The following is a 26,162-nucleotide window of genomic DNA, read 5'->3' as shown; positions in this document are numbered from 1 at the left end:
AGCTATGTCTCGATCGCGCGCCCTTCAGTACTACATTGCGGCCCGGCTGCTGCTGGCCCCACTGATGCTCTGGACGATTACCACCGTTGTCTTTTTGTTGTTGCGGGCTACGCCTGGGGATCCCGTTGATGTCATTCTGGGACCCCGTGCTCCCGAAAGTGCGAAGACTGTGCTCAGGGAACAACTGGGGCTGCAACTTCCCCTCTGGCAACAGTACTTCGACTACATGGGGGATCTGTTCCGCCTGGATCTGGGCACCTCCCTGACCAGCCGGGGGCAAACGGTGTGGACGATTATCCAGCAATATTTTCCGGCCACGGTAGAACTCTCCCTCTGTAGTATGGTCATTGCCCTGATCCTGGGCATTGGGGTAGGGGTGCTCTCGGCCTCTCGACCGGGAACAGCCCTGGATGCAGGTGGACGTTTGTTTGGCATTATCACCTATGCGGTGCCCTTATTCTGGCTGGGCCTGCTCCTGCAACTGGTATTTTCTGTCCAGCTCAAGTGGTTCCCCCTGGGCACCCGCTTCCCGGCCAGTCTCTCCCCCCCGGAAGGGCTGCGGTTGGGGGGCTACATTGTTAGCACGGGGCTCTACACGGTGGATAGCCTGCTCAGTGGCAATCTGGGGGCTTTCTTCACATCCTTGCACCATTTGGCCCTACCCAGTTTGACCCTGGGCATCCTTCTCAGTGGCATCTTTGAACGCATTGTGCGGGTCAACCTGCGGCAAACCCTGCGCGCCGATTATGTGGAAGCAGCCAGAGCTCGGGGCATTCCGGAACGGCGGATTATGTTTGCCCATGCCCTGAAAAATGCCCTGATTCCCGTGATCACCATTCTAGGATTAACCCTGGCCGCAATGCTTGGGGGAGCCATTCTGACAGAAGTGACTTTTTCCTGGGCTGGGTTGGGCAGTCGTCTCTATGAGGCGATTAACCTGCGGGATTACCCTACAGTTCAGGGAATTGTGGTCTTCTTTGCTGCGATCGTGGTGCTGTCCAGTATCGCGATCGATATTCTCAATGCCTATGTCGATCCCCGCATTCGATATTGACGATCGAGTCCCTGATCCCAGTTGGCATCCTGGCATCGACAATAATTACGCCTATCTGGATCTAGAAGTGGATTCCAGCGGCGAGATTTATCGCTTGGGTCTGCTTTCCCCTGCGGGTTGCTGGGATGTGGATGCAGCCCAGGCGGACCAGATCTGGTCTCAACTTCTGCATCTGCACTTAAATGATCAGGGTCTCTGTGGCCACAACATTCGGCGGTTTGATTATCCATACCTGATTCGCAAGTGGGGGGAGTTCGAGGAGATTCCCCTGATTGATACCCTGGAACTGTCGGTACTTGCCTTTCCCCTGCAACCTTCTCACAAACTGCAGAAACACTACAAGCTCAGCCAGTACAGCCATAACAATCCGCTGGAAGACGCCCAGGCAACCCGACTGCTGTTGCAACAAATTCTCCAATCCTGGAAAAGTCAAGCAGATAGCCTCCAGATGGCCTGGGCCTGGTTATTCACCTGTGGAGATACCCCTGCAGATCGGTCCTACCAAGCATTTTTCCAGCTCTGGGGTCTCCCCCTGCAGAGCCTCCAACGGTCTGATCTGCCGATCGCCGCGATCTCCGGGATGAGTGATCCGGCCTTGGAACAGCTCTGGTTCCGTGCCCCTGAACTGCCCTGGGACCTTCGCCTTAGCCTCGCCGCCCTGCTGGCCTGGAACCATGAACGGAACCAAACCCGATCGCCCCAGCCGCCCTGCCCCTGGCTCTATCATCTGCCCGATTTCCAGACCCTTCTGGAGACCCTGTTTCCAGTCGCTGCCCCAGGGTTCACCTATCAGCCCTACTTTCAGGAATTCAACATTCCTGGGTTCCGTCCTTTTCAGGAAGAAGCGGTTCAGGCCATTCTGAGCGGCAAGCGTCCCCTAGTTTTGATGCCGACGGGTGGGGGCAAGTCCTTCTGCTATCAGCTTCCAGCCCTGATGTTCTATCGGCAGCATCAGGGAATCACCCTCTGTATTTCCCCCCTGCAGGCCTTGATGGAAGACCAGGTGGCTGATCTGGAAACAGCAGGACTGGACCTGGCGACGTTTATCAATGGCACCCTCTCTGCCATGGAACGATCGCAGCGGCTGGAAAGCATTCGGGATGGCCGTAAGGGATTGCTCTATATCAGCCCGGAGCAACTGCGATCGAGCAGCATTCGCGCCTTGCTACAGGAGCGCCCCCCTGTCCTGTGGATTGTGGATGAGGCCCATTGCATGAGCCAGTGGGGACATGATTTCCGGCCTGACTATCGCTACATCCCCAAGTTCATTCAGGAGTTGTATGAAGACCGACGGATGCCCCTGCCCCGGCTGGCGCTGCTGACCGCTACCGCTACGGCTGCGGTGCGGGAGGATATCCAGAAGCTCTTTGCCTATCACCATCTGCCCATCCAACAGGAGATTATGGCCGGGGTCGATCGGGAAAACCTGAATTATCAGGTCATACCGGTGCGGGGCAACAGGGATCAACGGTTAATTGAACAGGTCTATCAAGCTCTGGCCCCAGGGGGCTGTGTGCTGGTCTACACTACCACCCGCCGCAATGCCGAGCGCTTGGCCGCCCTGCTGGAGCAACAGGATATTCCGGCCCGCCCCTACCACGGCAAGCTGTCCCGGCAGGACAAAAACGAGGTACTCCAAGCTTTCAAGCAGGGATCGCTGAATGTAGTGACGGCTACCTGTGCTTTTGGCATGGGGATCAACCGTAAGGATGTGCGGGCCGTCATCCACCACACCCTGAGCAGCAGTCTAGAGGCCTATACCCAGGAGGCGGGACGAGCGGGCCGGGATGGCCTACCCGCCTCCTGTACGCTCCTGTTTGATGAACGGGATGCAGATACCCTCTTTTTTCTCAAGAGTCTTAACCAGCTCAGTGATGCAGACCTGCGAAATCTGTTCTTTGCTGTACGCAGCTTGCGCGATCGCATCCATACGACGGAACAAGCTTCAGGAGGGTGGTTCTGGGTCACTGCCGACGAAATTTTCCAGACCAGCGATCTGGATGAGTCCTTTGCCAGCGAAGATGACCAGCGCGACACCAAAATCAAAGTTGCCCTGCACCATCTGGAACAATTTCGCTTGCTGGAACGGGCTGAAAATCTTTCGACCCTGATTCAGTTCAACCTGCTGCATCCCAATCCCCAGGAATCTTGCCGCCGATGGGAGCAGTACAGCCGCAACCATGGGCTCTCGGCTCAGCAGGAGGAATTGTTTCGTCGGTTGATCTATGCCATGCATCTGGCGAAAGCCCACTGTCAAAAACAGGATGAGCCGTTTCCCCTCGATCGGCTGAGTGATGAAGCTGGGATTCCAGCCTCCGAGTTAACCCAGCGGATTCAGGAACTCCAGCAGGCCGGGATTTGTTCCTCCAGAATTCCCCTGACGCTGTTGATCACCAAAGGGGTGCGGGGGGATGCCCGCCGTGCCCACGATCGGCTGCGATCGCTGGAGCAGGATCTGCTGGAGGAACTGCTGCTGTTGCTGGGGGATGCCGACAGTCTGCAGGTTAATCTGCGGGGACTGGCCTCCCGTTTGGATCCGGACCGCAGCCGGACTGTCAGCGCCACCCTGCTGTCGGAGATTCTGGCGGGCTGGCGATCGTTGAATTGGGTTGAGTTACACCCGATCGCCCCAGGGACAGTCCGGCTGGAGAAACTGGAAACTGCCAACTGGTTAACCCGACATCAGGATCTGTCTCGGGCTGTGTTGGAAGTCCTGTATGCCCAACTGGGTCAGCAGATGGGGACCCGTATCCGGCTGGACCATGATCTGGGAGAGATTTTGCAGCAGATTCAGCAACGAACCAAACCGCTCCATTGGACTACCACTGATCTTAAGGCGGTCTTGCTCTGGCTGCATCAGCGGCAGATCCTGCGCCTTACCGACGGCCTCAACTTGTTCCAGCAGGCGCTGAAATTACGAGTCTTTCCCAGGGCCAGAGTCACGACGATCAACCGACGTTATTCGCAACTGCAAATCCATTATCAAGAGCAGGCCCGCCGCACCCATCTCATGGTGGCCTATGGCAAAACCACTGACCCGATCGCCCGCCAGCAACTGGTCGCTGATTACTTCCAGCTTTCCCCCGAGGACTTTGCCCAGGCTTATGCCCATCTCACCTCGGCTGAGACGGGACGCCCCCTTCTCCAGGCGGACTATGACCGCATTCTGCAGCCCCTGAATCCCGCTCAACGATCGATCGTGGAGGCCAATGATCCCGCCATGGTGGTCATTGCTGGCCCCGGTGCAGGGAAAACGCGCACGATCGTCCACCGCATTGCCTATCTGGTCAAAGTGAAGCGGGTGCATCCCAATCGGATTCTGGTGCTGGCTTACAATCGCCATGCTGTTCAGGAACTGCGACTGCGCCTACAGGGATTGGTCGGGTCGCTGGCGTCTCGACTCCAGGTGTTCACCTTTCATGGTCTGGCCCTCTCCCTGCTGGGACAGTCTCTGGGGCAGCTCCACTCCCTCAATGACCACATCTTTGAACAGATCCTGCAGGATGCCTGTGCCCTGCTGGAGCCAGGGAGAGACCTGGACGAAGGGGAAAGTCAGATGCGCCGTATGCAACTCCTGGGCCAGGTGGAATATATTTTTGTGGATGAATATCAGGATGTGGCTGCAACGGAGTATCGCCTGATTCAATTAATTGCAGGTCTCGGTCAATCGGAAGATGAAACCCGATCGGTACAGATTAACCTCTGTGCGATCGGGGACGACGACCAGAATATCTATGAATTTCGGGGGACTAACCGGCGCTACATCCTGGATTTTGAGACGGAATACCAGGCCCAGCGTTACCTGCTCACTGAGAACTACCGCTCCACCGAATCTATTATCCAGGCGGCCAATGCCCTGATTCAGCATAACTCCCAGCGCTGTAAGCGATCGCCTGCCGAACAGGTGGCCATTAATCCGGAACGACAGGGACAGGCGAGCCTGCCCGTGCGAGCGCTGTGCTGTTCCGATCCCGTTCAGCAGGCAGGCTGGATTGGTCAGCAGGTTCAAGACTGGCTACAGCAGGGGGTTCTGCCCCAGGAGATTGCGATCGTGGCCCATCAATGGCAACGGCTGAGTCCGGTGCGGGCCTTACTGGAACAGGCCCAGATCAAAACCTGGGCCTTGAAGAATCAGGGGATTCCCCTGATTCGTAATTTCGTCGCCTGTCAATTGATAGAGGGGTTAAGAGCAGTGGGGGCTGGACGTATTTTCACTGCCCAGGAGTCGGTAGAGTCCTGGTTTCAGGCCCAATTCCAGAGCTGGCATCGCCGGGAGCAGGAACCGACAGTCCAGACTCTGCTGCAGATTGCAGCAACCTTGGATGAAGAACGGAATTATGGATCTCTGGAGGAGGGACTGGCCATCAGTGCAGATGAAATTCTGACGGCCATTTTTGAGTTTAACCAGAGTGGAACGACCTTTGCCCAGGAGAATGCCGTTCTGTTCACTAGTTGCCATGGCACGAAGGGACTGGAGTTCCGGAAGGTGGTTCTGCTGACGGATGGCTTTGATTCCCGTCCTACTCACCTGGAAGCCGAGCGACGACTGTTCTATGTGGCCATGACCAGGGCCAGGGAAGAGCTGATCCTCTGTGCTACTGCACCAAGTCCCCTGCTGGCCGAAACTGCTGTGCCCTTGCAGCGACTGGCCGATCGGTCCGATGGTGGCGTAGAGGAGCAGCGCCCCTCCCGGCTCCTCTATCTGGATTTAACCCCTGGTGATGTGAATTTGGGCCATCCGACCACGCGGGAACAGCAATCCCTGATCACGAAACTGCGGGAAGGAGATCCGTTGCGATTGATGGCAACCCGCAACGGCATTGGGTGGACAATTCGGACGGAGCAAAACCAGATCATCGGAGTCTTATCCCGCGAGGCCGTCAAACGACTCCAGCGACAAAACCTGTCTCCAGGACAATTCCAATTTCAAGTGGGACAGGTTATAGTTCGCCACATCTACCGGCACCTGAAGCTAGATGACATCACAGGAGAAATTCTGGAGGATTGGTATGTTCCGATTCCGCAAATTCGTATTGTCACCTGATCCTAAAACCTTAAACGGGCAAGGTTCTTGTTGGTTTTTGCAGACGTTTTGCCCAGCTTATTGAAGGAATATTCCTATAATCCCAGATGTTTTCCATAGATTTTTATCTATAAATATGATTCCTCCACAATTAATTCACATTTGTCATTTAAGCTGAATTGTTTTGTGGTCCATTCTGCTGCAATGAGGAGATTTCAATAGCCTCTAGACATCTCCGTATTCCGTGTCATAATCTTTACAAGAGATTCTATGGATATACTTTGATTGAATCGTTGATCAGGGCGCTGCATCTTGACTGGAGAGGGAAAGAATGATCCGGAAAAGTATTATAAATATGCTCAAAGGGGGAGGGCTTGTACTTACTCTCATTATTTTTTTCTCCCCCATTTCAAGCCAGGGACAATCTGTCAATTCAGCAGATTCAAATCAAGTTTTAGAGCAAAATAACAGCAATTTTTACCAAGAAATTGCCCTCAACTATTGGAAAAGTAAAGGCTGGAAAAGGGATAATGGAGAGCCTCCCACCCTTCAAGATATCTGGGTCAAACCGATCGACCTGAGGGGGGATGGGCAGACCCAAATTGCGACTGGAATTACAATTGGGTGTGGCAGTCGCGGATGCTCTGGTGTGGTGTTAAGTCGGCAGGGTAATCACTGGGCTGAGATTTTCTTCAGTCCTTTTGATATGGAGAGTAGCCAAAATTTTCAACTCACTAAAGAGAAAACGAATGGCTATTTCAATATTCTCCTGAGCCAACCAGCAGTCCGATTTGTCAGAAGTATGGACGTGCCCCGTCAGCTCTTTTCTCAAACTGTTGATTTTGTCTTTGCTTTTGATGGAAACCGGTATGACGAAGGGCAACCTGTTTCTATTCGAAATGGTCCACATCGGATCACCCCCATACCGCAGCAGGGCGAAGTTTATCTCACAACATCAACGGCTATTTATGATGAGCCGACCCCTGATTCCAGATTCAGTGACCAGATCTGGGCCGGTACAGAATTATGGTCTATCATTGGCCGTTCAGGAAATTTTTATTGGGTCCAGGAAAACTACAACGATCGCAGATTTTATATCCCTATTTCATCGGTCAATATCCACCCATCAGCCCCCTCGACATCCCTCAATCTGGAGGAAGATCTGGAGGATGATGCAGAAGATTATATGGACTCTTGTACCCCTGAAAGAGTATCTTTGGTCCGTCTTTTCAGAAATCAAACTGGTGTCTATACCGCAATCAGTAATCAGTTTACCCAGCAACAATTGCATGCATGCTATCTGGCCCTGAAACAGTCTCAAGCATCTCAGGATCTAACCATAGAAACAGACCTTCTCTATGAAATTGGCAAGCTTCATACTGCGCTACAAGACTATAAGCAAGCTCTAGAGACTTTTCAGAAAATTATAGAAATTCGCCAAAAAACAGGTTTTCAGGATGGATACGAAGAGTTGAGATTACTGGATTTCATTGCCTCCAGTTATCGGAATTTGAAGCAATACGATCGGGCTATTTATTTCTATCAACGTGAACTAGCTGCGCTGCAAAAATTGGGCGCAAAAGGAACCAGAGTATTAAGAGAGCTGGGCCAGACTTATTACCGTGCTGGCAATAATGCCAGGGCTATGGATTATTATCAAATGGAATTATCCGTGGCACCGGATAGTCAGTTGGCTCCTGAACTGGCTCAGATTCTGTTGAATTCAGGCAGGCTACAGGAGGCTGAAGATCTGTTATTGGCAGATATTCAAACCATTGAACATTCGAAGCGGCGTCTTCGTCAGGGGCTCTACCGATGGGGAGATCCCCGTCAGGGTTTCTATTACCCCCTGCGGTCGATCGAAGCGCTAGAAGATAATCATGATCTTCGCTCCTACTCCCTCCTCCAGCAAGTTCTGGTCGCCCAGGGAAAATTTGAGCAGGCCCTGGAGATTTCAGAACGAAGTCGAGCTCAATCTCTCATTTGTCAGATCCTCAGGAAACATTTTCCTGCGATGGCTGACAACTTATACAACCTGGACCAGATCCGCACTATTGCCAGAGAACACCATGCAACCTTAGTGCAATATTCAGTCATTCCAGATGAACGGGCTCCGGGAGATTCAAATGAGATGAAGCCCGGGGCAAAACTTTATATCTGGGTGATTCACCCAACGGAGGGCATTACCTTTCGCCAGGTGGATCTGGATTTACACCACCAGACATACGCACTTTCCCTGGCCACCCTGATTGCCGATAGCCGCCATGCCATTGGAGCCAGAGGGCGAGGATTTACGTTCAAAGAAGAGGTTCAAGTCACCTCTGGGGTCAAATCTTCTCCCACCGATCGGATGGAACTTCGGCAACTCTATCAACTCTTGATCGCCCCCATTGCCGAGCAACTGCCCCAGAATCCCAACGATCGGGTTATTTTCATCCCTGAGCGAGAACTGTTTCAGGTTCCCTTTCCTGCTTTGCAGAACCCAGAGGGTCAGTACCTGATTGAACAACACACCATTCTCACCGCACCTGCAATTCGTCTCCTGGCCCTGACCCAACTCCAAAAACAGAAACTGCAGCAGACCACTACCCAGGAGGCTCTGGTGGTTGGTAACCCCACCATGCCTAGGCTGGCTCTTTTTCCAGAGGAACCTGAGCAACAACTCCCACCTCTGCCAGGCACCGAAATTGCAGCCAAGGTCGTGGCTCAACTGCTGGGTACCCAACCCCTATTGGGCCAGCAGGCAACCCTGGAAGTAATCAGACAGCGACTGCCGGAAGCCCGCCTGATTCATCTGGCTACTCACGGATTCAGCTACTTCTTTACCAATCAGGAGATGAGAGATTCCTATCCTGAATCTGCTCTGGCTTTTGCTGCCCTGCCTCAATCTACCCCTGGCCTACTGACAGAGGATGAGATTAAAGCGCTGAGGTTGAAGGCAGAACTGGTGGTCTTGAGTGCCTGTGATACAGGTCTGGGACAACTCACGTCCGGGGAGGGTGTGATCAGTCTGGCCCGATCGTTCATCATTGCCGGTGCTCCTACGGTGCTTCTTTCCCTCTGGAAAGGGCCAGATGCTCCGACTACGGTTTTGATGACCCACTTTTATGAGAATCTGCAGGATAATCCTGATAAGGCCCAGGCTCTGCGCCAGGCCATGTTGGCCACAATGAAAGAATATCCTGATCCGGGTGTTTGGGCAGCATTTACGCTGATTGGGGAGGCGGATTAGGGAGGGTGCCCTGCCAGAAGAGCGGGAGAAATAAACATGGGCGATCGACAAAAAACCAAACAACAGTTGTTGGAGGAATTGGCCGCCCTGCGTCTGGAAATCGCTGCCCTTAAACAGCAGCGTGCCGTTCCCCTCTCCCCCCAGGATGTTCAGAGTCAGGCTATGACTGAGCAGCTCCAGATCAAGCAGACTCTGGAGCTTCACGCGATTGTGATCCGTAACATTGCCGAAGGAATTTGTCTGGTCCGAGCCTGTGATGGCATCATCGTTTATGCCAATCCCAAATTTGAGCAGATGTTTGGATATGGTCCGGAGGAGTTAAACGGTCAACACGTCTCGATCGTCAACTATGCCCCAGATCAAGCCACGGCAGAAGCGGTGAATCAAACCATTACCCAGGCCGTAACCCAAAATGGGGAGGCTATTTACGAGGTTCATAATGTCAGAAAAGACGGAACCCCTTTCTGGTGTCGCGCGATCGCTTCTGCCTTCGAGCATCCCGAATATGGCCCAGTCTTTGTTGCTGTTCAGCAAGATATTACCGCGCAAAGGCAAGCTGAGGAGAAACTCCGAACCTCACTGCGGGAGAAAGAAGTTCTCCTCAAAGAAATTCATCATAGGGTCAAAAACAACCTGCAAATCGTGGATAGTTTGCTGACCATGCAAGCCCGCAGAACAGACGATCCCCGGACGAGAAGCATCCTGCGGGACAGTCAAAGCCGGATTACCTCGATCGCCTTGGTCCATGAAAAGCTCTACCGCTCTGTGGATCTCGCCAACATCAACTTTGCTCGGTATATTCAGGACTTGAGTACCCACCTGTTTGAGTCCTACAACATTGATACCCGCCAGATCAAACTCTGTACGCGCATCGAAAAAATTCTGCTGGATATTGAAAAGGCCATTCCCTGTGGCTTGATTATTAATGAGTTAATCTCTAATGCCTTAAAACATGCTTTCCCGAACGGCCAAACCGGTGAAATCCATGTTGAGCTCTATCGGAATCGCCAGCTTCCGCCCAAGGACAAGTTCCACTATCCGTTGATTCTGGCGGTTTGGGATAACGGGATTGGCTTGCCTACAACCTTTGATCTGACCCAGACCCGATCGTTGGGCCTGACCCTGGTTCAGGGATTGGTGGACCAGTTGGAAGGAACGCTGACCCTCGATCGTAGCCAGGGCACAGGGTTTCGAATTTGTTTTTGAATCCTTGTCTGTACCCTGGTTTGGCCTGGGTTTAACCCACAGGCACGGCTGGTTCAGCCGGGAGCACAATCGCTGGATCACGATAACTGCCCTTGCGGTAGGTGATACGGACGGCCTCTGCTAGTTGTTCGATCGAGATTGTTTTCAGACAAATCGCATCGGCTCCAGCAGTCAGCAGAGCGGGCACCAAGGAGAGCTGTTCCGGAGTCAGCAGCACCAGAATCCGGGAGGGGATGACATAGGAATTGGCCTGTACCTTGCGGGCCATGCGCAGGAATTTCACCAGATCCAGGTCTGGCAGGGTGCCATCGACCACCGCCACATCCACATCAATGGATTCCAGCAACACCAGCCCGGTTTCGGCGTTGGTGGCTTCGCTGGCCACCTCGATGCCATCCTGTGCCCGCAAGTCCACCCGCAACTTGACCCGCAGTTGTTCTTCATCCTCAACGATCGCCACCTGGATATCCCCATTGTGGCTTAGCTCCACGGATGATTGGGAGGTATAGTCAGGCAGGTCGCTGGGGGCTCCACAGGCGGAGATCGTCCCCATGAAGTCCGTATCTACGGATCTTTCCTGCTTCAGAAACGCCATCTGTTCCGGGGTGAGAATTCTGGACTCATCAAAGCCGAATTCAATTTCTGTCTGGAAGCCCTTCTGCTTCACCCGCTTCAGGTTGTAGAAGCGCTTGTTCAGCGTCGTCTTCGCGAAGGCCCACAGGCACCCCAGCAGATATCGCCGCTTAAAGGGATCTCTCTCAAACCAATACTCCAACATTTTCCAGGAGTAAAAGCGGGCATAGTTATGCAGCACGCCCTTGAGCACACTTTCCCGCGTCATATTATCTGGTTTGATAATCGGTGTCACAAAGTTGTAGTGGGAGTAATCGCGAATTTCCACTTTATCAGCCAGATCCTGGAACAGTTCCGAGAACGGCCAGGGGGTATACATGTTCCAGTTGGTCATGTCGGCTTTCCAGTCCCGCGCCATCCGGTAGGTTTCTTCGATCGTTTCCGGGGTTTCACTGGGCAGGCCCATGATGAACTGAACCTCCGCCAGAATTCCGTTGTCTCGCAACAGTTGGACGGCTCGTTTGTTATCCGCGATCGTGGTTTCTTTGCGGAACAGGTTGAGGTTGAGCTGTGCTGCAGCTTCAGTGCCCAGGGAGACATGCACCAGTCCTGCTTTGCGATACAGGGGAAGTTCCTTCTCATCTCGCAGGATATCTGTGACTCTGGTATTGATGCCCCAGTGAACCCCCAGATTTCGCTCCACTAACTCATGACAGAGGGCAACAAAACGGGCCTTATTAATCGTGGGCTCCTCATCAGCCAGGATGAAAAAGCCCACCTGGTGGTCTTTCACCAGCCGTTCAATTTCATCAACAAAGTGTTTGGGCGATCGGGATCGATACTTGCGCCAGAACTTCCACTGAGAACAGAAGCGACAGCGGAAGGGACAGCCCCGGGAATAGTTGGGCACAGCCACCCGGCTATTGAGTGGGGTGTAAATGTATTTGCTCCAATCCAGTAGGGTCCAGTCGGGGGTAAGGGTGTTCAGATCTTTGATCGGGGGATGGGCTGGCGTTGCGACTACCTTCCCCTCTTCCAGGAAGGCAATGCCCAAAATTTCGCGCCGATCGTGCTCATCGGTGCCATTTTCGATCGCGCGTAACAGATTAACGGTAATCTCTTCACCTTCACCACGGATGATGTAATCAACCCAGGGAGCCTCATGCAGAACCTCCCGATACATGTAGGTAGGATGCACTCCTCCCATGATGGTTTTGGCCTTTGGGCATACCGCTCTAACTAGCTTCAGCGTTTCCTGCGATTTGTAGATCATCGGGGTGATAGCCGTTGCCAGCACCACATCCGGCTGATAGGCAATGATCTGTTCCGCCAGTTCCACATCGTCGATGTAGTTGCTCATGGCATCAATAAAGCGGACTTCAGTAAAACCTGCCGTTTTTAAAGCTCCGCCCACGTAGGGCACCCAACTCGGAGGCCAGTTCCCGGCAATCTCAGCTCCTCCAGAGTGATAGTTGGGTTGAATCATCAGGACACGCATCACCTAATCTCCCGGCTACAGCAGCTTTCAACGTGAATGGACTACAGGCTTTTTCCTCAGACCGCTGGCCTCATCAAACAGCCAGGTTGGGTGGCAACCGCCACTTCAGAGAGAATCGCTGTACTTAAATAATGGAAGGGAATTCCATATTTCCCCAGCCACTGAATTATGCGAGAGCAGGGCTTCGGGCTTTTTCTGCTACAGGCTTAAGTGGAAATTAAGGATCGGGCGCATACGAGATGCGCCCTGCCACAGTGGTTGGGTTTGTGAAATATAGAATTCCGTACTACACAACACCTTGAAAACTGTATAACTAATTAGCGATTGATGAATCAAGTTTTCTCATAACTTAACAAAATTGCCTTTTCGGGGATGTCCTGGTGGATGAAGGACGAGGGGTGAAGGGGATGTGCTCCCCTGTTGGTCGGCTCGCCGCCAGGATTTACCAAAACCCCCCAGGAGCATAGCAAATCGGGTCAAGGCGACAATCAGCTTTTTGAGAGCCTGATCTTCTGCCTCCGAGACATGCTGAGTGAGTAACCAGGTCAACTCTCCTTTGACAGCGTAGGTCGTCAATGCATAGGCATCTTTCCCAAAGGCGTCTAACTGCAGGTCGGCATCCCGAAAGCCCATCCCCAGCAGGCCCACCGTTCCCTTATCCATGGCACTGCCAAACAGTTGATCCACCAGGCGATCGGCTGTCGAGGCATCCGTCAACCCACCGAATAACCGCAAGGCATGACCTCGAATGGTGGCCCGAAACATATTGGGGCGAAATTCACCTGTTCCATCCAGCAGCTTGGCTGCCTGCCCCTGACCGATGAGTTGGGCTCGATACAGGACATTCCCGGTATGGGTTTCTGGCTGACCATATCCCGCACAAACTCGACAGCCCAGACCCATTGAAATTCCTCGGCCCCAGATAGCCCAAATTTCCTCCCACTCCGACTCTGGCAAGGGTGCTGTACTGGACATCCCAACCTGAATCTCTGGTTTGTAGAGGGAAATCTGCACAAAGGCACTGGAGCGATCGTCCTGTTTGATCTGCCGATTCTGCTGCGGATGCACTAGATCCACCAGATGTTCTGTCCAGCGAGTGTCGGTGGGATAGCCGCCATGGAAGCGGAGTAATCCGGGGGCATAATCTCCATCACCGATCGGTGCGCCACAATAGCGGGCCGCCTGACTTTCTGTACAGGCCCGTCGAAAGACTCCCTTCATGTCCCTGCGATCGGGAAAGCTGACCCACCCCGGCGCTACGCGCCACCCCTCCCAAGCGGGGATCTGGGTTGGTGCCCAAGGAGGGACTTGATTCTTTTCCCAAGCAGGGATTTGGTTCTGTACTTGGGAGGAGAATGTTGAGGGTTAAAGTGCGATCGTTGGGGTTTTGAAGGCGACTTTCTGAGTTCAAAAGCGCGATCGTTCTCTTTTTGAGCAGCAATGTTGAGCTTCAAAGTGCGATCGTTTTGTTTCAGAAGGCGACTTTCCGAGTTCAAAGGACGATCGTTTCGCTTCAGAAGACGACTTTCCGAGTTCAAAGTGCAACCTTTCAAGTTCAAAACACGATCGTTCTGTCTCAGACCCACCCTGGTCCTGCGATCGGCTTAGTTGGAAACCCAGTTCACCGTTGCTCATCAATAGGGCAACTAGCGAAGCACTTTCCCGATCGGTGCGATCGGCTTCTGGGAACGCCCCTCTTGGGAGGGGCAGCCCGTAGGGCCGGGGTGGGTCGATAGCTGGAAAAAACACTGATCGATGCCTGACAATCCGCTCGTGCCTGAACGATTGAACACCTTCGACTGTTAGTTAAAAGTCCAACTCTGCAAACAAGTCTGCAACAGGCAAAATAAACCCTGGAATGATCTCCTCACCCGTCAGATTGTCTGTCCCTTTCAGCAGTTGATCCGGTTGGGGCTGACGATAAACCAGAACAGATTGCTCATCAGGATTGATGACCCAGGCTAATCGGCAGCCATTGTCAAAGTATTCGACTAATTTGCTATGAATCTCTGCAAATGTATTGTTGGGGGAAATGACCTCAACCGCCAGATCAGGGGCTCCCTGGAAGTATCCCTTCGGCAGGCGTTTTACACCCTGAAGTCTTTCTCTGGCGATAAACGAGAAATCTGGCGATCGTTTATTGCCTGACTTCAGGTTGAAGGCTGTGCTGGAATCGCAGATCACTCCCAATTTTTGGGACCTGACATAACTGCCCACCACAATATTGAGCAGGCTGGCAATGTAGCCATGCTCCATTCCAGAGTTGCCCATATCTACCAACTCCCCATTCACCAACTCGTAGCGGCCCCCATCATCTGGTAAGGCCATAAACTCCTCATCGGTCCATACTTTGGTTTCCGTCGCTGGAGTCATCGATCGGGTCCTCTGACATTAGGAGCACAACCCAGACTTTAAAAAACGGTGGCTCTCTCCCGCAGCGCCTGCAAGCTTTCAGCCTGTTGCTGCACCCGCTGGCTGACTCGATCGCAGGCCAATTCACAGAACTCGAAAATCATCGGGTCCGCGATTTCGTAGTAGGCACTGGTTCCCTTGGGCTGGCGGGAGAGAATTCCTGCCTGAGTTAACACCTTCAGGTGTTTGGAAAGATTTGCCTGCCCCAGCCCTGTTGCCTCAGCGATTTCCATCACGTTCATGGGACCTGATTTCAGGCAGGTCAAAATCTGCAACCGACTGGTTTCCGAAAGCACTTTGAAGTAATCCGCTACAGCGGCGAGAAGAGCCGGGTCCGCCCTAAGTGGCCTGGTTTCTGGCATGGGGAAGTCTGAGAAAATAGTTAAAAATTAATAACTGATCGGCATTATAACGAACTATCGATCGACCGGATTCATGAATATGACCGTTTTGCGATTGGCATCCGCCAACCCGTCCCAAAAGCCCGATCAGTGATTTTAAGTCCTGGTGGGGCCTGCCGCCGTTTGAATTCGGCCCGATCGACTAGTTTCACCACCCGTTCCACGATCACCGGATCATGCCCAGCTTCCACCATCTGGGGGATGGTTTGATGCTCATGGATAAACCGATTCAAAATGTCATCCAGGATTTCATAGGGGGGTAAGGAATCCTGATCGACCTGCCCCGGTTTTAACTCTGCACTGGGAGCTTTAACCAGGACATTTTCTGGAATCACCGCTGATTTTGCCTGTTGATTCAACCAGCGACAAAGGCCATAGACTCGTGTTTTCGGCACATCGGCGATCGCCGCCAAGCCGCCATTCATATCCCCGTAAAGGGTGCAATAACCGACGGCCATCTCCGACTTGTTCCCTGTGGAGATCAGCAGATGGCCAAACTTGTTGCTGACGGCCATGAGCAGATTGCCCCGAATGCGGGACTGGATATTTTCCTCGGCAATGCCACTGGGGGTGCCGACGAAGAGAGCATCCAGAGCCCGATCGTATCCCGCCATCAAGTCTCCGATCGGGAGGGTGTGGGTTTGAATCCCCAGATTTTGAGCCAGTTTCAGGGCATCCTCTACAGAGTGATCGGAACTATAGGGGGATGGCATCAATACCCCCAGCACGTTATTCGGACCGATGGCAGCGGTGGCGATCGCGGCCACCAGAGACGAGTCAATCCCCCCACTGAGGCCGATCACTACCTTGCGGAAGCCACACTTGCGCACATAATCCCGCACTCCCAGCACCAGGGCTCCCCAGATTTCTTCCTCCTCACAATCCGGCAGGGCGTGGGTATCACCGGGCAGGAGATCTCGCCGATCCAGGTCAACGTTCAATAAGACCCAGTCCACATCAAAAGCACAGGCTCGACAAACGGGCTCACCCTGACGATCGAAGGCCACACTGTTGCCATCAAAAATCAGATCATCATTGCCTCCCACCTGGTTGACGTAAAGGATGGGACAGTCGTAACGAATGGCCGCATGGCGCAGCATGGCCTCCCGGACCACCTGCTTGCCAACGGTATAGGGGGAGGCGGATAGGTTGATGATCAGGTCCACACCCAGTTCCGCCAGAGCGGCGATCGGATTCACGGCATAGGTGCGTTTGCCCCAGAATTCCTCATCGTTCCAGAGATCTTCACAGATGGTCACGCCGATTTTTAAGGAATCTCCGTCTCCTCCTCTCCCGGTCAGGGTAAAGGAATTGGCCTGATGGCCTGGTTCAAAGTAGCGATCCTCATCAAACACGTCGTAGGTGGGCAGGAGGCGCTTGTGAAAGATTTGTCGAATCTGGCCCTGCTCCAGGAGCACCATGCTGTTGAACAGAGGCTTGCCCCCCGTGTCCCTGGCCTGGGGATTGGGTTCAACCGCCCCAACCAGCACGGCAAGTTGGGGGGGGAGGTCAGCCGCAAGCTGATGGAGTGTCTCAGCCATGGTTTTAAGAAAACCGGGATGGAGCAGCAAATCGCGGGGTGGGTAGCCACAAAGGGACAGTTCTGGGGTTAGCAGCAGACGGACATCCTGAACAACAGCTTTCTGGGCTGCATCCAGAATCTGACGGGCATTACCAGCCAAATCACCGATCGTAGGATTGAGCTGAGCGATCGCAATCTTCATGATAGGCATCCTTTAAATAAAGACCAGGGGTTTATCTTTCAGGGGGGCAAAAGCCTCGGCGTCAAAGCGGTAGAGGCTGGCGGGTCTCCCAGCTCCTCGTGAAACCTTGACCCCGGTATCTCGGAGAAACCCTAGTTTCAACAGGCGCGAGCGGAAGTTGGAGTAGTCTGAAAAGCTTTCTCCCAAGACCGTGGTGTAAAGCTGGTAGAGGTCGTTTAGGGTAAAGACCTCCGGGAGCACCTGAAAGGCGATCGGGCTGTACTCCAGCTTGTTCCGAAGTCGCTGGTAGCCATACTCCAGAATCTTGTTGTGATCGAAGGCCAGTTGGGGCACCTGTTCCATGGGATACCAGGCAATGCCACTTACCCCATCCGCGATCAGTTCGGCCTCGACAAACCGCACCAGGGCAAAGTAACTCACCGACAGGTACCGCACCCCAAAACTTTCGGGGGCTTCTCTGGGATCCCGTCCCAGGTCACCAAAGGTATAGAGCTGCTCCAGATACAGGTTCTCCACTCGGATCTTTTCTGCCAGGATGCGGTAGGCGGCTTCCTCCAGGGTTTCTCCGGTTCGTACCAGGGTTCCGGGCAGGCTCCACTGCCCCAGATAGGGTTCCTGGTGGCGCATCACCAGAAGGGCCAGCAGCCGGTTCTGCTCCGTATCCACAGAGAAGATGACATTATCCACCCCAACTTTGAAGTCGGCCAGGGTTTTCTTAGAATCTGTTTTGCGGGAGGTCCGTCCCCCTGTTCCCCCTCCCAGACGGGCAGAGTCGTACAGGTTTTCCCGCTGAATGTAGGCTTTCACCGGAGGGGGGACTGCATCAGGCTCTCCTTCTTCCCGATAGGCGGTGGAGGATACGGCTGGAGTCTGCATTTGGGCGATCGTGACCGTTGCCCCCAGTTGCGCCAAAGCCTGCACATCCTCCAGTTTCGCGGTGTAGCCCGATCGGGGGACCACCAGCACCTTCACCTGCTGGAGTAGATCTTTGATCCGGTACCAGTGGGGCAGTTGGGCCAGCAGGTCAGAGCCAATCACCAGGGTAAAGGCTGCTGCTGGCCATTGTTGTTGGGCCCGTTGCACCGTAACCAGGGTTTTTGTGCTGCTCAGTTCCGGGTGCAGATCGATATTGGGCCGGACTGGATGCAGGGCTTCGATGACCAGTCGCAGCATGGCAGTCCGGTGTTCCAGGGGCGTTTGATGGGCCTTAAACGGATTGTCAGAAGCCCAGGCTGCCACGTAGTCATAATGCTGGGCCAGCCAGTCCAGAATGGTCTGGTGGGCGGCAGTAGGCGGATCAGCGCTGGTACCAAACAGGGCGATATTCTGCATAGGGTTAAGGGTGACGCCGGGTGCGCTGGGTCAGATCCTGCAGGGCTGGCGACAGCTCTAGCACGGGAGGCTGAGGCTGTTCCAGATTTCGGGTCGCGGCTGGGAGAGCGGTGACAGAAGCTCGGGTGCGAGCAGCAATTTGATCCAACGCTTCGATCGACTGGATCGGCTCTCCCTGCTTGAAAAACAGTTGCATCAAGGGTTTCTCCTCTACTCCTGCTTCTGGCTGGCTGTTTCTGACCTCCGTGATCAACCCCACCGTATCCCCTTGCAGTTGTCCCTGGGCATAACGCCGGAAAATCTGCTTCCGACCTGGATAGGTGAGCTTGCCACTGGCCTCCTTCATCACCGGAATTCCATCTAGATCCACCAGTTTGTAGACCCCATTCACTGGCGTTCCCGTTACCAGACTGGTGCCCAGACCATAGCCATCAATGCAGGCTCCTCCCTGGCGGAGAGCCGCAATTTTCCACTCATCCAGATCCCCACTGGCAAAAATGGGAACCTCTGGTAACAACGATCGCACCTCTTGGGACAGGCTGAGGAGATCCCCCGAATCCAGGCGTACCCCCCGCATCTGGAGATGGCCCGATCGTACCTGCTCAGCCAGAGTTTTGGCAGCGGCGATCGTGTCATAGGTGTCGATCAGCAGGGGAGCACCGGGGAAATATTGGTGAAAAGTGGTAAAAGCCTGTAATTCACTTCCTTCTGTCGCCGCCAGAGCCATGACCAGGGCATGGGCCATGGTCCCAACCGGCTGACGGTCTAACTTCAGCGCCGCCAGTACATTGGATGTGGCATCCAGCCCCCCGGCCAGAGCAGCTCTGGCGGCCCAAAGAGAGGCTTGGGGCGAGAAAGCTCGTCGGGTGCCAAATTCGTACAGATGGGCTTCTGGTCCGGCCACATCCCGCAGGCGAGCGGCTCTGGTGGCAATCAGGGTCTGGTAGTTGATTGTATTCAGCAGGTAAGTTTCCACCAGTTGGGCTTGCCAGAGGGGGGCCTCAATCCGCAATAGGGGTTCATTAGCGAAGACCGCAGTGCCCTCTGGTACGGCCCAGACATCGCCTGTAAAACGGCAGTCCGCCAGAGTATCCCAGAAGGCTGCTGGGGCTCCGGCAAAAATTTCTGTAGCCTGCAGGGACTCAATTTGGGTGGGGGTGAACTGTAATTTTTCCAGGTAGTCCAGAGCCTGACTGAGCCCCATGGCAATCAGGTAGCCGAACCCCTGGGGCAGGCGGCGGGCTGACAGTTCGAAGCTGGCCCAGCGCTGATCCAGTCCGGCTCCGACGTAGCAGGCCGCCATCGTCAATTGGTATAAATCGGTCAGGAGGCCATATTCCTCCGATTTCACGGTCAGTTCCTGGTCTTCCACGATAGTCTCCTGGGATTGAGTGGATTACAAATCCCTTGCTCTAATTATAGTAATTTCTACCAAAATATGTCGAGCAGTTCCGGAGACTTTGACCTGAATGATTTCCCTCTGTCTCCCAGATTGAGGCTGGTATGCAGTTCCAAGGTAAGGAAGCCACAAAAAAGGCACCCCGATCGGAGTGCCTTTTCTCACACAGTCATAACGGCCTCATAACATCCTCTCTTGGGAGCGGTGGCCTGCAGGGCCAGGGTAGGTTTAAGGGCAAGGGGAATCTATGCCTTCTTCAGCCGACGACGCTGCAGCATCAAGCCACCAACCGCCATCAGACCCAGTACCACGCCAGGTTCTGGTACGAGTTGCTTGGTGCCCAGAGAGCCCCCCTTCAGGAACACGGCAGAGTCGTAAATCCCATCCCCCACATCCTGAATTTTGATCGTGAGGGTATTCTTGGCATTTTTGTTTAAGAGTCCTTCAAATGTGAGAGCCTGGGTGTAGCCATCCAGCTTTGTCACCGTGCTAGGACCGGCGGGGTTGTTGACATAATCCGCATGGTAGGGACCGCTGGGATTGGGCACCAGGTTATTAATGGTCACATCCTTGCCATCGCTCAGCTTGGCCAGGTTGACGCCATTTAGCAGCAACTCAAACTTGTCGTTATACTGACTTCCGCCGTACTCCACAAATTCTTCTGAGCCAAATACATATTGGAAGAACAACTTATCTGCTGTTGCATCCGCATCAAAGCTGATTTCCAGGCTGGTCGTATCTCCGGTCGCTCCAGAAGAACCGAAATCAGTCGAGAAGTCACTCCCACCATTGGATACGGTGTTCACACCAGCAACCTGCTGCGCCTTTCCTGTACTCAACACAATGCCATTATCCAGGCCAAAGGGATCAGCACTGAACAGGCCAAACGCTGCTGCATCTCCCGTTGCCGTTACAGAAAAATTGCTGAGGCCGTCCGTGTTGCCCAATAGTGCATTCAACAGGGCACTACTGTTGTTATTTTGCGTAATTGAAAATGCCATTGCAGAGGAACCGACACCAAACGTAGCAGCCGTCACAGCCAAAATCGCAGTGAATTTCTGTAGCAGTTTCATGAATTACCCCTAGAAGAATTCCGACGAAAGTACCTGCAGGTTATGCACCCTGTGCAGGGCACTTTCGTTTGTACGTTTCTCTTTCAGTATGGTGAACCTCTTAATAGGAACGATCGTCGATCAGGACTTTTTCACACAAGATTTACTAATCAGCGGATTTATTTTGATTTGAGATGAATTTGAGATGTGACCCTTCTAATCAGGTCTTTGAATTCATTTGATATTAGCGAATCCCGTATATTCTTCTAAATTCAATGTAGTGTTTCTACGGTATCGAAGACTTAGTTTTATTATTTCAGGTTAAGGCAAGAGAGAAAGTCCTTAAAAAGGTGAACTTGTTAATTCTTTTGTTATTGCTTCAGAAGATAAGGCAGTTATACAAAAACAGATTCAAATGTTAGAGGGTGTTTGAAAAGTTGCGAGAGGTCAACGGGAGCATGTCACTTTTGCAGTGATGCTTTCTAGCCCTCATCCCCCAGCCCCTTCTCCCAAAAAGGGCGAAGGGGAGCCGAATCATTTTAAAGTCCCTCTCCCAAATTGGGAGAGGGATTTAGGGTGAGGGCAAAGGTGACATGTACCCGAGGTCAACTTTTATGCAAGTCGCCTCACCATAATACGGATCATAGCCAAGTGCTGCCTTCACCCTAAGTAGGGGCTTCCATCAGGCTTTCCTTCTCCCCTGAGAAGAAGGGATGAGAGGAATGGTTATGTTCATGTCAAATGACCCACCTAGGGTAGGCTTTACTCATGTGTCGCACTCCATGTAAGCTGCGAATAGCAAAATACACGGAGTCAGCATTTTTACTGAATTCCTGACTTTTCCAACACGTGCTTAGACTTTTAAGTTTGTGCTTGTAAATTTTCTTTTAACGAAACCATTTTTAATCCTGTGGGTGATGCAGGCTACTTGTAGACGGTTAAGTACAAGCTCATTCCTCTCCTCTACGGAACAAAAATATGGCATTGAAGGACACAGCGGATCAGTCAAGAACTCGCCTACTACTGGCGCTATGGGAGCTAGGAACAGCGGGGACAGAAATTAAGAAAGGCGACCTTTCCAAAAAGGTTGTTCGTACTGGTGAGAAATCGGGAGATTATCAGGGATTCCTGGACGAGTTAAATCAAAAGGGAGCGATCGCCTTTCCGGCGCGAGGCAAAATTTCCATCTCCGCTCCCCAGCAGATCCAGGAATTACTGAGGGTTGGATTGGGTGACGAGAGTTTTACCTTCAAGGCTCAAATTGGGAAGAACACCGCCAATGCGCTGCTGCAATTGATCCGGGGCATGGGCACCGTTGCACCCATGGCTACTCAGGCTGCAACGATCGATTCCTATGAGGCGTTTAAGCCAGCGGCCCTGGAAGTCTACGATCGGCTGAATCGGGATTTCAATCTGAACAATCTGGTGCCCATCTATCGCCTGCGTCGGGAGATTGGCGATCGAGTCACTCGCACTCATTTTGATGAGTGGCTATTAGAGATGCAAAGCAAAGACATTTTTCAACTCATCGGTGGTGAAATGCCAGAGCTAACCTCTGATAAAACAGAGGATTCGATCAAAACGGCTTTGGGTGCGATGCGTTACTATGCCAAACGCATTTAACCAGACCAGTCTCTATCTTTACTTAACGCTTAGCTTTACTCCTCATTTGATTTGGGTTACAGCAATATGGTCAGTTCCCTCTCCTCGCCCATTGAAGCAGTCGATGCTGCGCTGCAAAGTCATAATCCTTTCGCCCAACCTCCATTTGTCAATGCCAATAACATCTGGGGGCCGGGATTCCCTGATTTGGAATTTCTCAATGCTCATGCTTCTGATGCTGTATTTCGAGCCTTAGACGAAATTCAGGCTGGGCAATATCCAAGAACTTCCATTCTCATCACTGCCCAAAATGGAACTGGGAAAAGCCACATTATTAGCCGGATTCGTCATCGGCTGCAGGCTCAGGGAGGTGCTTTGTTTGTCTATGCCAGTAAGTTTAATGATCTCAACCAGATTAAACCGGGGTTTCAACAACTTTTGGCAGACAGTCTTTCCAATATTGGCAGCCAGGGAGTGAAGCAATGGCAGGAGTTAGCTACAGCCATGGCTAACGATGCTTTAAAGTCCCATAATCCTAGTGCTAATTCTCTGGCTCCTAAGGATTTGGTAAAAAGATTTGAAGCGATCAATGAAGTAAAGGCAGCGGGATTGATTCACAAACTCACGAGTGAGTTTTGTAAATTTAAATCGGTTAAAGATCCAGATATTGTCCGAGCTATTTTCTGGACTCTTTTAGAAAGTGAAGCGGCTTATACTTCCAACTGGTTGGGTGGAAAAGAACTAGCCCAATTTAAGGCCAATGAACTAAGACTTCCCAGTCAGAAACAGTCCTTTGATGCAATTCTACAAATTTTAGATCTTATCAGCGACTACAACAAATTGGTTATTTGTTTTGATGAGCTTGATTATGAAAAAGATTGTGATGATAAAGGGTGGAACAAAGCACAAATTGTTGCTGGTTTGGTTAAAGAGCTGTTTGATAATCTCAACCAGGGTGTCATTCTTACAGTAATGATGCCTGGAATTTGGGATGAGCAAGTCAAACAACTTCCCCCTGCTGTTTTTAATAGGGTTACAGCTCAAGGTAAACCCTACGAATTGAATTATTTGAATAGTGATTCTGCAGTAGAGCTAGTTAAGTTTTTTCTGAAAAATTACTATGACTTAAGAGGGCTTATTCCTCCTCATCCTGTTTACCCATTTGATGAAGTACAACTCAGGGCAATTGGACAGGGAAAACCAACTGTCAGAGAAATGCTTCAATGGTGCCAGGAAAATTGTCAAGTACCTGATACGCCACCACTTCCGCCCCCTGATGAAGTTGAGATTGCATTCACAAATGAACTTAGTGAGGATATTTCTAACCGATTAGATGATAACTATTTTCTGGCTGATGCCCTATTGTTTGGATTTGAGCTATTGATTGGTCAAACCATAGAAGGCGTAACCCTCCAGAAAGTTACAACGAGGGTAAAGCCAGGTAAGAAAGGTGGCAGTAAAGACGATTACCTCAATTTCAAAGTTGAGGGCACTGAAGCAGATCAACCAGTTAGTATTGGAGTTGCTGTACTTCAGTATGATGGCGGAGGTGGCTTGGGGGCCGGTTTTAAAAGACTTCGGGATGACAAGGGAGAATTTGGGCTGACTCGTGGTTGTTTAGTTCGCTCCAAAAATAAACCTATAAATTCCCATTTCAGGAAAAATCATCTTGAACCGTTAATTCAAAAAGGTGGTGAGTTTGTTGATCTGAAGGAAGAGGAAATCAAGCCTTTAGTAGCCATTCTCTCTGTGTTTGACAAGCGAGAATCAGACTATCAGGTTTCTGAAGAGCAAATTGGAGGATTTATCGCTGATAAGGGTGAGAAATATCAGTTAGGAAGTCACAACCCTTTACTAAAAGAAATTCTTAGTACTCCCTCTTATCAGGTTCCCACTGATCTGCCTGATGAACCTGAAGTTGATTCGACAGATATCTCGGATGTGGCGGCTGATAATTCTGACGCTGATCTCAATGAGTTGACGACTCATGAATGAGGCCATTCAACTAGATCGGGCTTTGTGTCTACCTGAAACTGATATTGAAGCCCTATTGCAGGGCAGAATTATTGCCGTAGTTCCTAACATTTCAGTCCAAAAAGGATGGGCTTTTGTGCTCTACCCTTTTCAGGAAAAAGATGCTGGTTTATCTATTGAACAGCAGTATCGTCCCTATGCTCTAAATTTGGCAAGGACTAAGGCTCAACCGTTAGCAGAGACAGCAACTATCAAAGCCTGGGCTAAATGTGAAGCCTGCAAAATGTTATACGCGGCAGAGCAGATTAAAGCGGTCTCTTCTGCAACAATTTGGACCGAATCAGCTCTGATTCAACAGTTAGAGCAACGACAAAGTTTATTTCTGATTATGCTGCGGGTTTATCATCTGCCAGAACCTATGCAAGTGGATCAAAATAGGGTTCCACTCGAAAAATTTGGTAAATTCATTGGCCTGTCTGCTTTAAGCGATCCTGTTCCAGACTATCGATTGATCAAGCCCCTGAGAGTGACTCAGTTTTTGCCGGTTCTCGGTGATGCAGTGTTCCAGAAACGACAGCACCATTTAGAAACATTGCGGCCACCCCTGCATCCAGAATTGGAAGATTTGCAATATACCCTGAGCCAATTCTTGCCCATAAATCCAGCGTTTAGTGAGCTGGAACAGGACATCAGAATTTTCCTCGGATGGACTGATCAACCATTTCAGCAACCACCTGATCCTGATTTAGATAGGTGGATTAAAACGATCGCTGATGTGGGCAATTCCAGCGATGGAAACACTTTTGAAAGACTGGTTCGCCAGAGTCTAATCAAGCTGGGTTTTTCCAACTCTCGCAATGATCCGAAAGCTAGCCTTGATCCAGAGGCAACTGGAGGGGCTGGAGGGATTGATTTCTACTGTGATCAACCCTATCCCGTGGTTGGTGAGTGCAAAGCGACTAAAAGCGAAAAAGTACCCAGCAAAACTCCAGGGCAACTCATACAGCTTGGGAAAAATCATCTCCAACAGGATTATGATCCTTGTATAAAAATCATTATGGCTGCTGGTGAATTAACCAATGATGCTCAATTGACAACAAAGAATAATAATATGAATGTTATTCGACCTGAAACCCTACAAAAGTTAATTGAACTCAAAGCGAAATACCCTGGTGCGATCGATTTATGGGAATTGAAAAACTGTTTAGAGAACTCTCCCTTTGGGAAAGAAGCTGATGATAAGCTCAATGAGCATATTGAAAAAATATGGAAGCAACTGCGGTTCAGATCTCATCTCATTGAAGCGATTAAACAACTCATGGAAACTGAGCCGGATAGAAGACAGTTTGAAGTTACAGAAATTCGTGTGCAATATAATGCAAAGTTCTCTGGACTGGACAACTTTGTCCCCGATAAAGAAACGATCCATCAACTGCTGATTGAATTGTCTTCCCCGTTAGCCGGTTATGTCGGGCGAGTTCAGGGAACCGGGTTGAGCAGCGATCGCTTCTACTTCCTTCGCGATCTGGTTGTTGATTAGACCTGACTATTAGGCTAATTCAGGGAGCCTGGAAGATAATTTTCGCAAAGGCATGGCGCATGGAATTTGAATGCCCTCCGAGATTGTCCTGGTTTTCATCACGCAGTCCTGACCCGGTCAGAGAAGGAGGTTGAGTTGCG

The 26,162-nt window shown here is 51.7% G+C and carries 16 protein-coding genes; 8 read left to right on the top strand and 8 right to left on the bottom strand.

Annotation, left to right across the window (positions count from 1 at the left end; genetic code table 11):
* The first annotated feature begins 4 nt into the window (after positions 1-4).
* From BST81_RS18260 to BST81_RS18245, 4 genes are all read left to right on the top strand, one after another.
* On the top strand, positions 5-1,054 hold the full coding sequence (locus tag BST81_RS18260) for an ABC transporter permease (protein WP_075599943.1): 1,050 nt from the start codon (positions 5-7) through the stop codon (positions 1,052-1,054).
* A complete protein-coding gene (locus BST81_RS18255; RefSeq protein ID WP_075599942.1) occupies positions 1,029-6,098 on the top strand; it encodes a RecQ family ATP-dependent DNA helicase in 5,070 nt (1,689 codons plus the stop codon). Before BST81_RS18260 ends, BST81_RS18255 begins: the two co-directional genes overlap by 26 nt.
* Positions 6,099-6,726: 628 nt before the next feature.
* The gene (locus BST81_RS18250; protein WP_171974795.1) at positions 6,727-9,309 is read left to right on the top strand and encodes a CHAT domain-containing tetratricopeptide repeat protein; all 2,583 of its coding nucleotides are present in this window, start codon (positions 6,727-6,729) and stop codon (positions 9,307-9,309) included.
* 36 nt (positions 9,310-9,345) lie between these two features.
* Entirely contained in the window at positions 9,346-10,515 is a 1,170-nt protein-coding gene (locus BST81_RS18245; RefSeq protein WP_075599940.1) for a histidine kinase dimerization/phosphoacceptor domain -containing protein, read from the top strand.
* A 31-nt stretch (positions 10,516-10,546) separates the two neighbouring features.
* Here BST81_RS18245 and bchE read toward each other — a convergent pair whose 3' ends face one another.
* Together bchE and BST81_RS18235 are read right to left on the bottom strand one after the other, a co-directional pair.
* Positions 10,547-12,586, bottom strand: a complete 2,040-nt coding sequence (bchE, locus tag BST81_RS18240; RefSeq protein ID WP_075599939.1) for a magnesium-protoporphyrin IX monomethyl ester anaerobic oxidative cyclase — start codon at positions 12,584-12,586, stop codon at positions 10,547-10,549.
* Positions 12,587-12,928: 342 nt separating this feature from the next.
* Positions 12,929-13,807 (bottom strand): hypothetical protein, encoded by an 879-nt coding sequence (locus BST81_RS18235; RefSeq protein WP_075599938.1) that lies wholly within the window; start codon positions 13,805-13,807, stop codon positions 12,929-12,931.
* A 209-nt stretch (positions 13,808-14,016) separates the two neighbouring features.
* Between BST81_RS18235 and BST81_RS27640 the strand changes: the two genes are divergently transcribed.
* On the top strand, positions 14,017-14,322 hold the full coding sequence (locus tag BST81_RS27640) for a hypothetical protein (protein WP_143780398.1): 306 nt from the start codon (positions 14,017-14,019) through the stop codon (positions 14,320-14,322).
* Positions 14,323-14,392: 70 nt separating this feature from the next.
* On the opposite strand, the gene BST81_RS18230 is transcribed toward BST81_RS27640, so the two are convergent.
* The 6 genes from BST81_RS18230 to BST81_RS18200 all read right to left on the bottom strand — a co-directional run bounded on the left by BST81_RS18230 (position 14,393) and on the right by BST81_RS18200 (position 20,927).
* Positions 14,393-14,959 (bottom strand): Uma2 family endonuclease, encoded by a 567-nt coding sequence (locus tag BST81_RS18230; RefSeq protein ID WP_075599937.1) that lies wholly within the window; start codon positions 14,957-14,959, stop codon positions 14,393-14,395.
* Positions 14,960-14,997: 38 nt separating this feature from the next.
* Positions 14,998-15,360: a metalloregulator ArsR/SmtB family transcription factor gene (locus BST81_RS18225; RefSeq protein WP_075599936.1), complete on the bottom strand. Its 363-nt coding sequence runs from the start codon at positions 15,358-15,360 to the stop codon at positions 14,998-15,000.
* Positions 15,361-15,431: 71 nt separating this feature from the next.
* Positions 15,432-17,123 (bottom strand): NAD+ synthase, encoded by a 1,692-nt coding sequence (locus BST81_RS18220; RefSeq protein ID WP_075599935.1) that lies wholly within the window; start codon positions 17,121-17,123, stop codon positions 15,432-15,434.
* Between the two features lie 12 nt (positions 17,124-17,135).
* Entirely contained in the window at positions 17,136-18,455 is a 1,320-nt protein-coding gene (locus BST81_RS29275; RefSeq protein WP_083636938.1) for a nicotinate-nucleotide adenylyltransferase, read from the bottom strand.
* 4 nt (positions 18,456-18,459) lie between these two features.
* A complete protein-coding gene (locus BST81_RS18205) occupies positions 18,460-19,827 on the bottom strand; it encodes a nicotinate phosphoribosyltransferase (protein WP_216351387.1) in 1,368 nt (455 codons plus the stop codon).
* Between the two features lie 272 nt (positions 19,828-20,099).
* Positions 20,100-20,927 carry a choice-of-anchor L domain-containing protein gene (locus tag BST81_RS18200; RefSeq protein WP_075599933.1) on the bottom strand — a complete coding sequence of 276 codons (828 nt, stop codon included), beginning with the start codon at positions 20,925-20,927 and terminating at the stop codon, positions 20,100-20,102.
* 957 nt (positions 20,928-21,884) lie between these two features.
* Between BST81_RS18200 and BST81_RS18195 the strand changes: the two genes are divergently transcribed.
* From BST81_RS18195 to BST81_RS18185, 3 genes are all read left to right on the top strand, one after another.
* Positions 21,885-22,529, top strand: coding sequence for a hypothetical protein (locus tag BST81_RS18195; RefSeq protein ID WP_075599932.1), 645 nt, complete (start codon positions 21,885-21,887; stop codon positions 22,527-22,529).
* A 66-nt stretch (positions 22,530-22,595) separates the two neighbouring features.
* Positions 22,596-24,503, top strand: coding sequence for an AAA family ATPase (locus tag BST81_RS18190; RefSeq protein ID WP_075599931.1), 1,908 nt, complete (start codon positions 22,596-22,598; stop codon positions 24,501-24,503).
* Complete coding sequence (locus BST81_RS18185) at positions 24,496-26,022, top strand: DUF1802 family protein (protein ID WP_075599930.1); 1,527 nt, start codon at positions 24,496-24,498, stop codon at positions 26,020-26,022. The genes BST81_RS18190 and BST81_RS18185 overlap by 8 nt, the downstream gene beginning before the upstream one ends.
* The last annotated feature ends 140 nt before the right edge of the window (positions 26,023-26,162 follow it).

It is taken from the genome of Leptolyngbya sp. 'hensonii' (assembly GCF_001939115.1).
GTDB lineage: Bacteria > Cyanobacteriota > Cyanobacteriia.
Note: the sequence above shows the minus strand (reverse complement) of the source record. Positions and strands in the feature narration are given on the sequence as shown.